This window comes from Fusobacterium sp. (assembly GCF_030528405.1).
Classification (GTDB): Bacteria; Fusobacteriota; Fusobacteriia; order Fusobacteriales; family Fusobacteriaceae; genus Fusobacterium.
Map to the genome: position 1 here is coordinate 1 of NZ_JAUMYY010000039.1, position 14,868 is coordinate 14,868.

Sequence of the window (14,868 nt, forward strand, 5' to 3'; positions counted from 1 at the left end):
TGAAGAAAATAAAAATGTGGATATTAAAGAAGGTATAAAAAAAGAAAAAGTAAAAGAAGAAATAAAAAAAATAAAGAAACCTGAGATTGAAAATTTAACTGAAGGGAGTGCAAAAGAAAAAGCAAAGGAAGATGAAGCTAAAGAAAATCAAGAAGTAAAAAAACAGACAGAATCTACATCAACTATAAAATCAACAAAAAAAGAAGTTGTAGAGCCATTAACAGATAGTAAAAGAGAAAAACAGATAAAAAATGAAATAAGAGAAGTTGAAGGGCTCTATATACCAGGAATATAAAAGATATTTGGAGGCACAATGCATACATTTACTACAGTTAGGGAGATAGCAGAAAAGTTAGATTTAATTGTTATTAATGAAGGTAATTTAGATATAAAATTGGATATTTCTAATTTATATCAAATCGGCTATGAGCTTGTAGGTTTTTTGGAAAGAGATAGTGATGAGCTAAATAAATATATAAATATTTGTGGTTTAAAAGAGTCAACTTATATAGAAACTTTTGATAAGGAAAGAAGAGATAAAATAATTTCTGCTTATATGTCTTTATCTTTTCCAGCACTTATTTTTTCAAAAGATGCAGCAGTGACAGAAGAATTTTTATTTTATGCCAAAAAATTTAATAAAAATGTTCTTAAAAGTAAAGAGAAGGCATCAGTAACTATAAGAAAGTTAAAATTTTTTCTATCTAAAGCACTTTCAGTTGAAGAAGTTTATCCAGAACATTCTTTATTGGAAATACATGGAGTGGGAGTTTTAATTACAGGAGAATTGGATACAAGAAAAGCTATTATGATGGAACTCATTTCACATGGACATAGAATGATAACAGATAAAAATGTAGTTATAAGAAGAACTGGAGAAAGAGAACTTATAGGTTATAATCAAAAAAAGAGAGATAGTAATGCACATTTTCTTTTAGAAGACTTTAGAGGTAACTATATAGATATAACAACACATTTTGGAGTTAAGGCAACAAGAAAAGAAAAATTAATCAATATATTAATTGTTTTAGAAAAATGGGATGATAAAAAATTTTATGATAGACTTGGCTTGGATGAAGAGTTTGAAATATTTGTAGGTGAAAAAATAAGAAAAATTACTCTGCCAGTTAGGAAAGGAAGAAATTTAGCAGTGATAATAGAAACAGCTGCTCTAAATTATAGATTAAGAAAGATGGGACTTAATACACCACTTTATTTTTTAAAAAAATCTCAAGAACTTATACAAGATAGAAAAGAAGGTAAGATTATGACAGGTGAAAAGAAATTATCGGTTAACAAAATTTTTAATGAATTTGATTTACAACTCATTTATGGAGAAGAAAGATTAGAAAATACCTTTATAAAATCAACTAATATTTATAGACCTTCTCTTTCACTGATAGGCTTCTTTGATTTAATATCTGAAGCAAAAGAAATTGGAATTCAAGTTTTTTCTCATGTAGAGTTTAAATTTTTAGAAAGTTTGGATGAAAATGAGAGAATAAATAATTTAAAGAAGTACTTAAGTTATGATTTTCCATTTATAGTTTTAACAAGTGGTTTTACAGCTCCTAAATATTTTATGGACGCAGTTAAGGAAAGTGGACATATTTTAGCTATAGCACCGTATAAAAAATCATCACAAATAATTGCCAATTTTAATAACTATTTAGATTCATATTTTTCTGAAACTGTAAGTGTACATGGCGTTTTTGTAGAACTTTTTGGTTTCGGAGTCCTTTTAACGGGAAAGAGTGGAATAGGAAAAAGTGAGACTGCACTTGAATTAATCCATAGAGGGCATAGGCTCATTTCAGATGATATAGTTAGATTCTATAAGGATACCCAAGGTGATATAATAGGGAAATCTGCTGATATTCCATTTTTTATGGAAATAAGAGGTTTAGGAATAATAGATATAAAAACTTTATATGGTTTGAGTGCTGTTAGAATAACAAAACGTTTAGATTTAATAATCGAATTAAAAGGAATAGAAAATACAGATTATATGAGTACTCCTACTGAAAATACTACTATAGAAGAGATGTTAGGTAATTCAGTAAAGAAGAAAATTTTAGAGATATCAACAGGTAGAAATGCAGCTGCTATGGTAGAAGTAATAGTTATGGACCATATGTCAGGAATTTTAGGTCAAAAATAAGAAATAGAGAGAGGAAATATGGAAGGGTACGAAAATATTTTTTTTGAAATAAATGATGAAATAAAAAAAGCAAAAAGTATAATTTTGACGGCACATATAAATCCAGATGGTGATGCAGTGGGCTCAGGTCTAGCTTTACTATTGACTTTAATAGATGGATATCCAGATAAAAATATCAGATTTATTCTCCAAGATGATATTCCCTATACAACTAAGTTTTTAAAATTTTCAGAGAAAATAGAACAGTATAGAGGGGAAGAGGTGTTTAAGGTAGATCTTTTAATCTATTTGGATTCCGCAACAAAAGAAAGAACAGGTAAAATTTTTGAAAGAGTTAATGCCAAAAGAACTATCTGTATCGACCATCACATAAGTAATCCAGAATATGCAGATATAAATTGTGTAATAAGAAATTCAAGTTCAACATCTGAAATAGTTTATAATTTTATGAAATTTCATAATTATAATTTTACAAAAGAAATAGCAGAAGCCTTATATCTGGGACTTGTAAACGATACTGGAAATTTTTCTCATAGTAATGTTAATAGAGGAGTTTTCTTAATGGCAGCTGATTTAGTTGCCTTAGGAGTAGATAATAACTATATAGTAAATAATTTTTTAAATTCTAATTCCTATCAGGCTCTAAAAATAATGGGAGAAGCATTAAAAAATTTTAAATTTTTTAAAGAAAAAAAGCTTTCCTATATTTATATTGATAACTTAACTATGGAAAAGTATGCTGCTAAAAAAGAAGATACTGAAGGCCTAGTTGAAAAGATACTCTCTTATAATGAAGCTGAGGTATCACTATTTTTAAGAGAAGAAAATGATGGAAAAATTAAAGGAAGTATGCGAAGTAAATATGATGTAGATGTGAATAAAGTTGCAAATGTTTTTGGTGGAGGCGGACATTACAAAGCAGCTGGCTTTTCAAGTTCTCTTTCAGCAAAAGATATTTTAAAAATAGTTTTAGAAAAACTATAATTTTTTATAAAAAATCTTAAAATTTGTGAGCTTTTCTAAAAAATAACTTGAATTAATTTAAAAAAAAGTGTATTCTTAAAGGTAGTAAAATATAGTGAGGTGAAGTATGGCTATAGAAAATGCAGATATAGTGTTTGTAAAACCAGAAAAGTTTGAGGATTGTGTAAAATGTGCTGGTTATATAAAAGATGATAAAATAGTTTGTATAAATTTATCTCATCTGGATGATAAAGATTCTAGAAGGGTTCTTGACTATGTTACAGGGGCTATATATATAACAAGTGCAGAAATAGTAAATGTTGGAAATAAAATTTTCTGTTCTATACCAAATGGAAAAACATATATAAATGATTCACAAAGAGAAAGCAATTATAATGAAGAAGAAGAAATAATACCTTCATTTAAAAGATAAAATTAGGGCTGTTTAACAGCCCTAATTTTATATTGCTTTTGTGTAAGTTTTCAAAAATGCTTTTTCTTTCCTATTCAAAAAAGGACTTAGTTTTTGAAAAACTTCTTGATGATATTTGTTTAATTGAATTTTTTCTTGTAGAGTCAGCATTGATTTGACTATACCATCTAAATCTATAGGAGCAAAAGTTAAGGTTTCAAATTCTAAAAACTTTCCATGTTCGTTTTCCGAAAATTTTCTGATCAATAATTCATTTTCTATCCTAATTCCATGAGAGTTTTCTATATATATTCCAGGTTCATTACTCAAAATCATGCCTTCTTCAAGTTTTTTAGAATTATATTGCATTCTTATACTTTGAGGTCCCTCATGTACATTTAAAATATGTCCAACTCCATGTCCTGTACCATGTTTATAATCTAAAGAATTTTCCCATAAAAATTGTCTAGCTAATATGTCTAAATTTGTGCCTGTAACACCAGATAAAAACCTAGCTCTACTTAGTGCTAGCATGCCTTTTAAAACAAGAGTATTGTCTATTTTTTTATTTTTAGGAACCTTACCCAAGAAAAAAGTTCTTGTTACATCAGTAGTGCCTTTTAAATATTGACCACCCGAATCAAGAAGAAAAATCCCATCTTTTATTCTAGTGTTACTTTTTTCATTCGCTCTGTAATGTATTATAGCTGCATTTTTAGCAAAAGCAGAAATAGTATTAAAACTTTTATCTAAAAAACCCAGAGTATTTTTTCTAAGACTATCAATTTTTTCTGCAGCTGATAATTCAGTTATTTCTTCTATTTTATAAGAGTTTTTTAACCAGTACATAAATTTTGTCAGAGCAACTCCATCTTGAATATGAACTTCTTTTGTATTTTCAATTTCAATTTTATTTTTAGAAGCTTTTAAGTGAGTACTAGGATTTAAGGCATTTAATATCTTAGCTTTTTCCACTATTGATTCGTAAACTTCATAACTAGTTTTATTAAAATCAATTAGAATATTACCTTTTAGTTTTTTTATATCTTCAAAAAATTCAAAATAATCTTTAATTTGTATAAAATTATCTGAAAAATATTTCAGGCAGGTCTTATTTAATTTCGTTTTATTAATATAGAGAAAACTACAATCTTTTGAAATTATTGAGAAGGCTAAACTAACTGGATTATTCTCAATATCATTTCCTCTTATATTATATATCCATGCGATATCATCTAAACTAGAAATAATATTAAAATCTATATTTTTTTTAGTTAAATCTCCTCTAATTTCAGAAATTTTTTCATTGTAAGACTTTCCACTGTATTTTTCCTCTAAAATAAATATTTTTCCATTTGGTAGTTTAGGTCTTCTTTTCCAAATAACAGATAAAGGATCAAAATTCTTTACTTTAAATTTCTTAGTAGATAGTATATTTAAAACATCTGATGTTACTATCAATTTTTTATCAAAACCTAAGGTTGAATTTTCTTTTAATTTAAAAGTTAAATATTCAATGTAGCTTGGAACTTCTGGTTGCCCTGATTTGAAGAGTTTGATTTCAGTACCTGAAATTTCTTTTTCGGCCTGTATATGATACCTTCCATCTGTCCAAAGGCAGGCTTCATCTTTAAATATAATTAATGTACCTGCTGATCCACTAAAAGCGGTTAAAAATTCTCTTCCTTTAAAAAAATCAGCTATATATTCGCTTTGATGGTAATCAGCTGTATTTATTATATAAGCCTCTATTTTCTCTTCTTCCATAAGTTTTTGACAAGCTTTAATTTTTTCATTGACTTCCATAGGTTTTCCTTTCAAAATTTTATTCAACAGTTACAGATTTTGCTAAATTTCTTGGTTTGTCCATATCATGACCTTTTGCAAGGGCCGTGTAATAAGCTAAATATTGTAACACTATAGCTGTAGCTAGTGGAGTTAAAAGTTTACCAGAATCTTCTACTTCTATATATTCATCAGCTGAACTAGAAACAGAACTCCCTTTTTTTATAACTGCTATAACATAAGCACCTCTAGCTTTTACTTCTTTAACATTTGAAGCAATTTTGTCATCTAAGTCTAAATTTGTTGACAGAGCAACAACTAACACTCCCTCTTCAATAAGAGCTATACTTCCATGTTTTAATTCTCCAGCAGGTAAAGATTCCGTATGAATGTAGTTTATTTCTTTCATTTTTAAACTTCCTTCTCTGGCAATTTTTTCATCTATACCTCTACCCAAATAAAAACCATTTTTACAATTTTTAATTTTTTTTGCAATTTCTTTAATAATATCTCTATTTTTTATAATTTTTTTTATATTAATTTTTAAATTTGATATATCTTCAATGTATTTAATGTATTCTTCTTCCTTAATTTTATTAAATTTTACTCCCATATACAGAGATAGAAGATACAAAATTAAGACTTGAGAAGTATAAGCTTTTGTTGAGGCGACAGAAATTTCAGGACCAGCTAGAGTATAGATGACATTATCAGCTTCTCTTGTTATGGTTGAGCCTAATACGTTTGAAATAGCTAAGGTCTTTGCCCCTCTTTCTCTAGCATATTTCATAGAGAGTAAAGTATCTAAAGTTTCTCCAGATTGACTTACAAAAATAGCAAGAGTTTTATCATTAATAATAGGATCATTATATCTAAATTCAGAAGCAATGTCAGTGAATACATCTAATCCTAATATTTTTTTAATAAAATATTGTCCTTGTAAACCTGCATAAAAAGCTGTTCCACAGGCAATTATATATATCCTGTCTATATTTTGAAAGTTTATTCCTTTCAATTGTTCATCAAAATTTATATCGAAATTTTTATTTGTGTAAATATTTAAAGTTTTTTCAATAATTTCTGGTTGTTCTTCAATTTCTTTTATCATAAAGTGTTCATAGCCATTTTTTGTTGCTTGTTCAAAATTCCATTCAATCTTTTTTATTTCTCTTTTGACTTCATTGTTATTTAAATCAAAAATTTTTACGCTATCTTTCTCAATAATAGCTTTGTCTCCATCTTCTAGAAAAATAATGTCACGAGTATATTTTAATATGGCAGAAATATCTGAAGCAACAAAGTTTTGCTCTTTTCCCAAGCCTATTATAAGTGGACTGTGATTTCTGCAACATATCATAGTATTAGGGAATTTATTATGGATAATAGCTAATGCATAGCTACCCTTAATTTTGTCTATAACTTTATTTAAAGTTGAAAATAAATTGCCATCGAAAATTAAAGAAAATAAATGAGCCACAACTTCGCTGTCAGTATCAGAACTAAAATTAATACCTTTTTCCAGCAATTCTTTTTTTAAGTCCAAATAATTTTCAATAATCCCATTGTGAACAAGAGCAACATCTTTTTTTTCACTAAAATGTGGATGAGAATTTTTATCAGTTGGTATGCCATGAGTTGCCCATCTAGTGTGACCTATTGCTAGATTAGAATTTACTTCCAAATTTTTTAGATGATTCTTCAAATTTTCTAATTTGCCTTCTTTTTTTTCTGTTGTAATTTTATTATTTTCTATAAAAGCTATACCAGCTGAATCATATCCCCTGTATTCCAATTTTTCTAAACCTTCTAGTATAATTTTTATAGCATTTTCACTGCTTCCAGAATATCCAATTATTCCACACATAAAAAACCTCCTATCATATTTTTAATGTACAAATTTAGGAGATTGCTACTGTTATTGTTTTGTCCTACAAATTTCTTTGTATATTTGTAAATAACGGATGTAGCCACCTTTGGAATATCCGCCGAAATTTCGATAAATTCCAATCCTCGTCAACTTTAATTCAAGTTCTGGCGCTATATTATTTTAATCTCCTTTAAAAATTATATTATAATTTGATATTTTTAGCAACTTTTTAATATTATCACTATTTTTGTACATATAAAAATTTATAAATTATGTTATAATATTAAAAAATATAGCTAAAATTTATTTTATATTGTACTTTCTTAGACATTAAAAAGGAGTTAGTTATAGATGAATATACTTTTTTCAACAGTTAGAAAAGAAGAAAAGGATTTTTTTATTTCTAAACTAAAAAATAGATTTAAAAGAGTAGAATTTATATCTGATTATTTACCTGATAGGAGTGAAAGAAGCTTTTTCTATAAAATAATAAAAAATTTTAGGAAAAAGATATACACAAATAATTTTATTGAAAATTTATATGATAAGGAGTGTAAAAAATTTTATAGAAAAAAATTAAATAATTTTGATTGTTCTTTTGATTATTTTTTTGTAATTTCAAGAGAATTTTCTAAAAATTTTATAAGGGAATTAAAAGATAGAATGCCTAATATAAAAACTATATTGTTTATATGGGATAAATTAGACTATTCTCCATATAAAAATAATTATGATGCCTTTGATTACATTTTTTCATTTGATAAGAAGGATTGTGAGAAATATGGCTTTAAGTTTAGAGCTAGTTATTTTATAGATTCTTTTAGAGAAGATTTGATTGAATATACCAAAAGAAAATATGATTTATACTATATCGGACAGCTTAGAGAAAAAAAAAGACTAATCTATCTTGAGAAAATTTATAAAAATTTAAAAAATAAAAACTTAAATCTTTTTATTAAAATATATAATGATTTGAAAGATAAGTCTATCATTATAACAAAAAAATTAGAATTGAATAAAAAAATAAGCTATATAGAAAATATGAATAAAATAAAAAATTCAAGGGTTATTATAGATATAAGTTATAAAGAGCAAAAAGGGTTAACTCTTCGTTGCTTTGAAGCACTAGCGACTCAAACTAAAATAATAACAGACAATGTAGATATTGTAAATTATGATTTTTATAACTCTAATAATATTTTTATTTTAAAGAGTATTGAAGATATAAAAAATATCCCTTTTCATTTTTTTAAAGAAAAGTATCATAAAATAGATGAAGATATTATAAATAAATATTCTGTTGATGGATTTTTAGAAGAGATTTTTAATTATGTTCAGGCACATTAAAACAGAAACAAAAAAAGTGTTACATATAAAAAATTGTAACAACTTTTTTGGGAGATTATTTTTGGTGTTAACGTATATTACTCTAACTTACTGTATCATTTGGTAAAGATATATTTTTAATGCCAATTATTGATGAATTTCTTTAAAGTATCTGTCTACAGCATCTTTCCAATGAGGTATGCCTTCACTCAAAGTTTCTTTTATTTTTTTACAATTTAATTTACTAAAACTAGGTCTTTTGGCTATTGATGGAATATCAGTTGTCTTAATAGGTATTAATTTTCCTTGCCAAGAGAGTTTTTCTAAGATATATTTAGCAAAATCATATTTAGAGACTATTCCATCATTTGTAAAATGATATATACCTGAATTTGAATTATTTTTCAACAGTTTCCAACTAAATTCAGCTAAATCAGCAGCATATGTAGGTGAAGAAATTTGATCATCCACCACAAAAATTTCATCATGCTCCTTGCTAGAACGGATTATTTTTTCTATAAAGTTATTAATGCTTTCTCCAAATACCCAAGAGGCTCTTACTATATATACTTTAGAGCCAGTACTTATATTTTGAATAGCTTGATTTACTAAAACTTCAGCTTCATACTTTGACTGAGCAAAATTTGAAAGAGGAGTAGGTTCATCTGTTTCAGAAAAACCTAAATTATTATTATATAAGTAATCTTCAACTTGCCCATTAAAAATATGGTCAGTAGAATATGTAAAATAATTTGCTCCAATTTCCATAGCGACTAAAGCTAGGTTAACAGCAGCTTCCATATTGACTTTAAAGCATTTTTCTTTTTCTTCTTTCGCCTTATCAACATCATTATATCCAGCACAGTTTACTATTGTAGAAATATTTTTAAATTTATGTGTATCTAAAATATATTTTTTTGCTATTTCTTTTTTTGTTATATCCAATTCATTTATATCTATAGCTATAAATTCTAGGTTTAATTTTGTAAATAGTTTTTTAAAGCCTTTTCCAAGTTGTCCTTCTGCTCCTAATAATAATATCATTTTTTTACCTTCCTTCTTCTATAATTTTATCATTTTGTGTATCTATAATTATACTGATTGTGATAATTGTAAAAATTAATTGATATAGCTTTTCAAAATAAAATATAGGTTCAGCTAAGCCATATAGATGTGCAAATATAAAGACAGCCACAGTCATTAATTTTATATATTTTTTTAATTCGTCCTTCTCTGTAAAATAATTTTTTATTAGTCTGTAAAATAGTAGAGATAAAAATAAAATATATGTAATTAACGTAATTATTCCTTGGGTAACAGCAGTTTCAATAAAAATATTATGATAATGTCCATGTTTTTGTACTAACCTTTCTTCACCTTTAATACCTTTATAACTAAAGAATCCTTCTCCTTTTAAGATATTTTTCTTACTTATTTCTATGCCTTCTTTAAATAATAAAAATCTAGCATCAGTTTGAATTTTTTCTATAGAAGTAATAGTACTATTTATTCTATTAATAGCCTTAATATCCAAAGGTTCTTTTAACGCTATTATTCCAATCATAAGTGTTATAAAAATAATAATTCCTTTTTTATAATTTACCAAAAATGCAATAAAAATTAAACTTATAGGTAACATTAAAAATGTATTTCTTGATTGAGTTCCTATGATTAAAACAACTATTATTAAAATATAAAAAAATGATAGAAACCTTATATATTTATTTTTATAGTAACATAAGATAAATAGAATAATTATAAAATATATTCCTAACTCCAAAGCATAAGATGTTGTATAGGTTCTTCCTTCTAACCTATACAAATCTAATATTTCATAGTTCCTTATTAAATCAATTAAACCACGAAAAATAGGAGGTAATGTTAATAAAAATAATATTATAAAAATATATTTTAAATATTTTTTTTCTAAATTATAGTTCAAGATAACAAGAAAAAATCCTATACTATATAAGGTTGCATGGGTAAGAATATACAATCTATCATTATTTTTTATATCAGAATAAGAATATGAAAGAATTACTAAAACTATATATATTATTCCAGAAACAATCTCTTTTTTATAAAGTAAGTATTTTTCATAATATTTATATCTAAGTGAATAAAAAATAACAGTTATCATCAATAGTACAGAAATTTTATCTTTACTATTACCACCTCTTCTAGATAAAAAAAATAAATAAAGAAAGAATAAAAAAATAAAAATATTTTCAATGATCTTTTTTCCATCTTTTATCATTTTAATAACTCCTTAAAGTTTTTAATGAAATTTTCTTTTGTATATCTTTTAATAGAATCTTTAATTTCAGTTTCATTGTATTCTGTTAAAAGAGATTTATTAATCTTTTTTAATAAACTTTCAGAATTTCCTACTTCGAATAGTTCCCCAATTTCTCCATTTTTAAGTATTTCATTAGGTCCAACAGGGCAATTAGAAGAAATAACTTTAGTACCACAATATAATGCCTCTAGTAAAACTAAGCCAAAGCCTTCTACTTTTGAGGATAAAATGAATAACTTTGAATTTTTCATTAGAATATAAGGATTATTTAAAGTTCCAAGAAATATAATTTTATTTTCAAGTTTTTTTTCTTTCACAAGTTTTTCTAAATTTTTTTTATCAGGTCCATCTCCTACTATAATGAGTTTTTCTTCTCCTTGATAATTGGAGAAAGCCTCAATTAAAGTTTTCACATCTTTTTGCTCCTCATTTAACCTACAAACTGTTAAAAAATATTCTTTTAATAAAGTTGGATCTATTTTAAAATTTTCGTTTAACTTATTGTCAATAACTTTGTAGTCAATAAAATTGGGAATTTTATAGAGATTTTTAATATTTATTCTTTCCGTTAAAATTTCATTTTTTGCTGCATCAGTAATGACAACTATTTTATCATAAGAAGTTATTTTGGTATCAATTTTTTTATTTTTTTGAAGTTTTTTAAAACTTAGATGAAGCCATATAATTTTTTCTTTATTTTTTAAAGACTTAATATATTTGTGAAAATCACCATCTAAAAAATCAATTACTATATCAACACTATTTGTAAATTTTTTAAAATTTCTAGATTTTTCTATAGAGTTTTTTAGTTTAAAGAATATACTATCTTTTTTTTCACCTTCAAAAAGATAAAAATAATTTACTTTATTTTTTATTAAATTATAAAAGTATGAGTTACTTTTAACTTTGGTTAAAAGCGAAATATCATAATCTTTGGTTTCATACAATGCATTAATAATATCAACTAATAATTTTTCTGCTCCTCCCATTTCTAAGGAATCAATACAAAAACCTATTTTTTTCATCTATTTTCCCTCTTTTAATTGAATAAAACTTTATTTATTAAATTATTAAAACCAATTATATAATTTTCTTTTGAATATTTATCAAGAGAATTTCTTATTTTATCATTATCATATTTTTTTGAAATACTAGTATTTAATTTTTCTAATAAATCTCTTGGATTACCTGTTTCAAACAACTCACCAATTTCACCATTTTCGAGTATTTCCTTTGGACCAACAGGACAATCAGAAGAAATAACTTTAGTTCCACAGTATAAAGCCTCTACTAATACCAGTCCAAAACCTTCTACTTTTGAAGATAAAATAAATATTTTTGCATTTTTCATTAAAACAAAAGGATTCGTAATGGCACCTAGAAAAATAACTCTATTTTCTAGTTTTTTTTCTTTTGTTAATTTTTCTAAATTTTTTCTATCTGGTCCTTCACCAACTATTATTAATTTTTCATCTCCAGTATATAAGGAAAAAGCCTCTATCAGAGTTTTAACATCTTTGTGCTTTTCATACAATCTACATACAGTTAAAAAATAATTTTCTTTAATTTCAAAATTTATATCTAGTTTTTCTTTTAATTTTTTTTCAATATTGGAATAATCAACCATATTTTCTAAGTTATAAAGATTTTTAATATTATTTTTAGCCATTTCTTTAAATACACCAATTCCTGCTGTTACTATTATGTCATATTTTGATAAAATCTTCTCAACAGGAGTAGTATTTTTCAAGAATTCATAACTAGAATGTATGAATACAATCTTTTTTTTATTTTGTATTCTTCTAACATAGTTATAAAAATCTCCATTTGAAAAGTCAATAACAATATCTAAGTTTTTTGAGAATTCATAGAGTCTTTTTCTTTTTTTTATAGAACTTATAAATTTAGATAAAAAAGTTTTTTTAGAATTATTTTCAACTAAATAAAAAATTTTTACTTTATCCTTGACTAAATTAAATAAATAAGTGTCTGTTTTCTCTTTAGTTAGTAAGCTAATTTCGTATTTATTCTCTTGATAAAGTGAAAGAATTAATTCAGATAATAACTTTTCTATACCTCCTAAATATAAATTTCTAATACAAAAACCTATTTTTATCATCCTTGTATCCTCTCATCTAAAGTATTTATTAAAACTGAATATTTAAATTTTGTAACATATTTTAAAGTTTCTTTATATTTTTTTTCCAGATTTATATTTTCATTAATTACTGATTTTAATGCTAATTTTAGTTCTTCTTTTGAATCAATAGATATAATTTTTCCAGTTTTTCCATTATTTGTAATGTCTTTTGCAGCACAAGTATCTGAAGTTATAATAAAATTTCCAAATGCCATTGCTTCTAACATAACTATTCCAAAACTTTCCCATCTTGAAGGAAGAACAAAGACTTTTGCTCTATTATAATAGTTATAAAGTAGTTCTTTATCATTTATCTGACCTGTAAATATTATTTTGTTTTTAAGTTTTGGGTTTTCTTTAAAAAATTTATCTTTGAAAGGAATAAAAGATTTTTCAATTGATCCAATTAATATAACTTGCCAGTTTTTTAGCTCAATTTCTTTTAAACTTTCCAAGAGTAATTCTGTATTTTTTTCTTTAGTTCCAAGTCTACCAACAGTTAAAATAATATTTTCTTTTTCTTTTAAAGATTTTTTTGTAATTTTTTCAATAAATTTATCATCATAACCATTTGGAAGATATATAGTTTTTCCTTTTGTATCAATACCAGCATATTCGTCTTTCATTTGTTCATATGCTTCAATTGTTTCATAGCTTATTAAATCGACAATTTTTACTAAAGCTTTTCTTTTTCTATATTCTTTGGTTTCACGCTTTTTTCTAAAAAACTCTCTTAAATTTTTAAAAGAAGAATTTATAATACTAACTTCTTTTGTATATACATTTAAATTGAAATCAGCTTTCACATAAATTTTTCCCTTAGGATTGATTTTTTTATAAAGATAAGAATACCAATAACTACATCTTGAAATATGAAATAACATTAAAATATCTATTTTTTTAGCATTTTTTATTAAATATTTAAAAAGATTAATTCTTCTAATCAATTTTATAGAGTAGGCGAAATTAGGTAAAAAATTAAAAAATCTTTTTACCTTTATAAAAGTAATACCTCGTATTGAATCAGGGAGATCTTTTTTTAAGTTACAAGTCAAAATTGAACTACTATATTTATTTGTCATTTGCATATAGATAGGAATCATACCATTGTCTTTACCTATCCATGTATATTCAAATTCTTCAGATATATGTAAAAATCTTTTCTTCATTATCTTCACCTAAAATTATTATTAACGTTTCATTACTTCTTCTCTTGTCCAATAAATATTATTTTTTATTTCTTTTGCTGGATTTCCAGCAACTATTGTATTAGAATTTACATTTTTGCTTACAATACTTCCAGCAGCAATTATTGAATTGGAGTTTATTTTTACTCCTTTTAAAATAACTGAGTGTGCTCCAATCCAAACACTATTTTCAATTATTACCTCAGCACCTTCATTAATTCTTTTATTAGTATTTATATCATAAATCATGTGAGAGTCTGTATTCCTTATTTCAACTTCATAGGAAATCATACAATTATCTCCAATACTTATTTTAAAAGGTTCTAAAGAAACAATCAATGCTTTTGCTATAGACACATTCTTACCAATTAATATTTTTGAATTTTCATTATCAAAGATAATTTGACTATTTTCTATGGTGCAATTATCTCTTATATATAATTCATTATTATTTCCTCTGATTATAATGTTAGTGTTTCTGACAATAGAGTTTTTTCCTATATAAAGGTAATTATTGTCTCCAGAGATTTTAATTTTATTATTTTTTAGTTTTCCTAATAATACTAAATTATTTTTAGTTTTATAATATTTAGTTTTTATTAAATTAAAATTTACTAGATACTTTAAATGAATTTTATACATTTATTCTCCTTATATTTTCCAGCCTTTTTCTCTTAAAGTTTTTTTGATTTCTTTAATTTTTTTAATAAATTTAAGTTTTTTAATTT

The 14,868-nt window shown here is 24.9% G+C and carries 12 protein-coding genes and 1 pseudogene; 5 read left to right on the forward strand and 8 right to left on the reverse strand.

Features of this window, described 5'->3' with window-relative positions; genetic code table 11:
- The 4 genes and pseudogenes from Q4A58_RS06700 to Q4A58_RS06715 form a co-directional block, all read left to right on the forward strand.
- Window positions 1-295: pseudogene (locus Q4A58_RS06700) on the forward strand (hypothetical protein); the annotation flags it as partial.
- A gap of 18 nt (window positions 296-313) precedes the next feature.
- Complete coding sequence (gene hprK / locus Q4A58_RS06705; RefSeq protein WP_303117719.1) at window positions 314-2,161, forward strand: HPr(Ser) kinase/phosphatase; 1,848 nt, start codon at window positions 314-316, stop codon at window positions 2,159-2,161.
- An 18-nt stretch (window positions 2,162-2,179) separates the two neighbouring features.
- The gene (locus Q4A58_RS06710; RefSeq protein WP_303117720.1) at window positions 2,180-3,145 is read left to right on the forward strand and encodes a bifunctional oligoribonuclease/PAP phosphatase NrnA; all 966 of its coding nucleotides are present in this window, start codon (window positions 2,180-2,182) and stop codon (window positions 3,143-3,145) included.
- Between the two features lie 106 nt (window positions 3,146-3,251).
- Window positions 3,252-3,557, forward strand: a complete 306-nt coding sequence (locus Q4A58_RS06715; RefSeq protein WP_303117721.1) for a cell division protein SepF — start codon at window positions 3,252-3,254, stop codon at window positions 3,555-3,557.
- A gap of 27 nt (window positions 3,558-3,584) precedes the next feature.
- Here the strand turns inward: Q4A58_RS06715 and Q4A58_RS06720 are convergent, their stop codons facing one another.
- Window positions 3,585-5,342 (reverse strand): aminopeptidase P family protein, encoded by a 1,758-nt coding sequence (locus Q4A58_RS06720; protein ID WP_303117722.1) that lies wholly within the window; start codon window positions 5,340-5,342, stop codon window positions 3,585-3,587.
- A 19-nt stretch (window positions 5,343-5,361) separates the two neighbouring features.
- Complete coding sequence (gene glmS / locus Q4A58_RS06725) at window positions 5,362-7,185, reverse strand: glutamine--fructose-6-phosphate transaminase (isomerizing) (protein WP_303117724.1); 1,824 nt, start codon at window positions 7,183-7,185, stop codon at window positions 5,362-5,364.
- Window positions 7,186-7,539: 354 nt separating this feature from the next.
- Between glmS and Q4A58_RS06730 the strand changes: the two genes are divergently transcribed.
- Entirely contained in the window at window positions 7,540-8,535 is a 996-nt protein-coding gene (locus Q4A58_RS06730) for a hypothetical protein (protein WP_303117726.1), read from the forward strand.
- A 126-nt stretch (window positions 8,536-8,661) separates the two neighbouring features.
- Here the strand turns inward: Q4A58_RS06730 and rfbD are convergent, their stop codons facing one another.
- Genes rfbD through Q4A58_RS06760 form a run of 6 tightly spaced genes read right to left on the reverse strand, consistent with a single transcriptional unit; the run spans window position 8,662 to window position 14,782 of the window.
- The gene (rfbD, locus tag Q4A58_RS06735) at window positions 8,662-9,558 is read right to left on the reverse strand and encodes a dTDP-4-dehydrorhamnose reductase (RefSeq protein ID WP_303117728.1); all 897 of its coding nucleotides are present in this window, start codon (window positions 9,556-9,558) and stop codon (window positions 8,662-8,664) included.
- 4 nt (window positions 9,559-9,562) lie between these two features.
- Window positions 9,563-10,771, reverse strand: coding sequence for an O-antigen ligase (locus tag Q4A58_RS06740; RefSeq protein ID WP_303117730.1), 1,209 nt, complete (start codon window positions 10,769-10,771; stop codon window positions 9,563-9,565).
- Window positions 10,768-11,838, reverse strand: a complete 1,071-nt coding sequence (locus Q4A58_RS06745) for a glycosyltransferase (RefSeq protein WP_303117732.1) — start codon at window positions 11,836-11,838, stop codon at window positions 10,768-10,770. Before Q4A58_RS06745 ends, Q4A58_RS06740 begins: the two co-directional genes overlap by 4 nt.
- A 14-nt stretch (window positions 11,839-11,852) precedes the next feature.
- Window positions 11,853-12,932, reverse strand: coding sequence for a glycosyltransferase (locus Q4A58_RS06750; RefSeq protein ID WP_303117733.1), 1,080 nt, complete (start codon window positions 12,930-12,932; stop codon window positions 11,853-11,855).
- A complete protein-coding gene (locus tag Q4A58_RS06755) occupies window positions 12,929-14,122 on the reverse strand; it encodes a glycosyltransferase family 4 protein (RefSeq protein ID WP_303117735.1) in 1,194 nt (397 codons plus the stop codon). Before Q4A58_RS06755 ends, Q4A58_RS06750 begins: the two co-directional genes overlap by 4 nt.
- Window positions 14,123-14,143: 21 nt before the next feature.
- Window positions 14,144-14,782 (reverse strand): DapH/DapD/GlmU-related protein, encoded by a 639-nt coding sequence (locus Q4A58_RS06760; RefSeq protein WP_303117737.1) that lies wholly within the window; start codon window positions 14,780-14,782, stop codon window positions 14,144-14,146.
- Window positions 14,783-14,868 lie beyond the last annotated feature (86 nt).

What these genes read in the sequence shown, in the direction of transcription:
- Q4A58_RS06755 (WP_303117735.1), bottom strand. Translation starts at nt 14,122, where the DNA reads ATGAAGAAAAGATTTTTACATATATCTGAAGAATTTGAATATACATGG.
- Q4A58_RS06730 (WP_303117726.1), top strand. Translation starts at nt 7,540, where the DNA reads ATGAATATACTTTTTTCAACAGTTAGAAAAGAAGAAAAGGATTTTTTT.
- Q4A58_RS06710 (WP_303117720.1), top strand. Translation starts at nt 2,180, where the DNA reads ATGGAAGGGTACGAAAATATTTTTTTTGAAATAAATGATGAAATAAAA.
- Q4A58_RS06720 (WP_303117722.1), bottom strand. Translation starts at nt 5,342, where the DNA reads ATGGAAGTCAATGAAAAAATTAAAGCTTGTCAAAAACTTATGGAAGAA.
- Q4A58_RS06750 (WP_303117733.1), bottom strand. Translation starts at nt 12,932, where the DNA reads ATGATAAAAATAGGTTTTTGTATTAGAAATTTATATTTAGGAGGTATA.
- Q4A58_RS06715 (WP_303117721.1), top strand. Translation starts at nt 3,252, where the DNA reads ATGGCTATAGAAAATGCAGATATAGTGTTTGTAAAACCAGAAAAGTTT.
- rfbD (WP_303117728.1), bottom strand. Translation starts at nt 9,558, where the DNA reads ATGATATTATTATTAGGAGCAGAAGGACAACTTGGAAAAGGCTTTAAA.
- Q4A58_RS06740 (WP_303117730.1), bottom strand. Translation starts at nt 10,771, where the DNA reads ATGATAAAAGATGGAAAAAAGATCATTGAAAATATTTTTATTTTTTTA.
- Q4A58_RS06760 (WP_303117737.1), bottom strand. Translation starts at nt 14,782, where the DNA reads ATGTATAAAATTCATTTAAAGTATCTAGTAAATTTTAATTTAATAAAA.
- glmS (WP_303117724.1), bottom strand. Translation starts at nt 7,185, where the DNA reads ATGTGTGGAATAATTGGATATTCTGGAAGCAGTGAAAATGCTATAAAA.
- hprK (WP_303117719.1), top strand. Translation starts at nt 314, where the DNA reads ATGCATACATTTACTACAGTTAGGGAGATAGCAGAAAAGTTAGATTTA.
- Q4A58_RS06745 (WP_303117732.1), bottom strand. Translation starts at nt 11,838, where the DNA reads ATGAAAAAAATAGGTTTTTGTATTGATTCCTTAGAAATGGGAGGAGCA.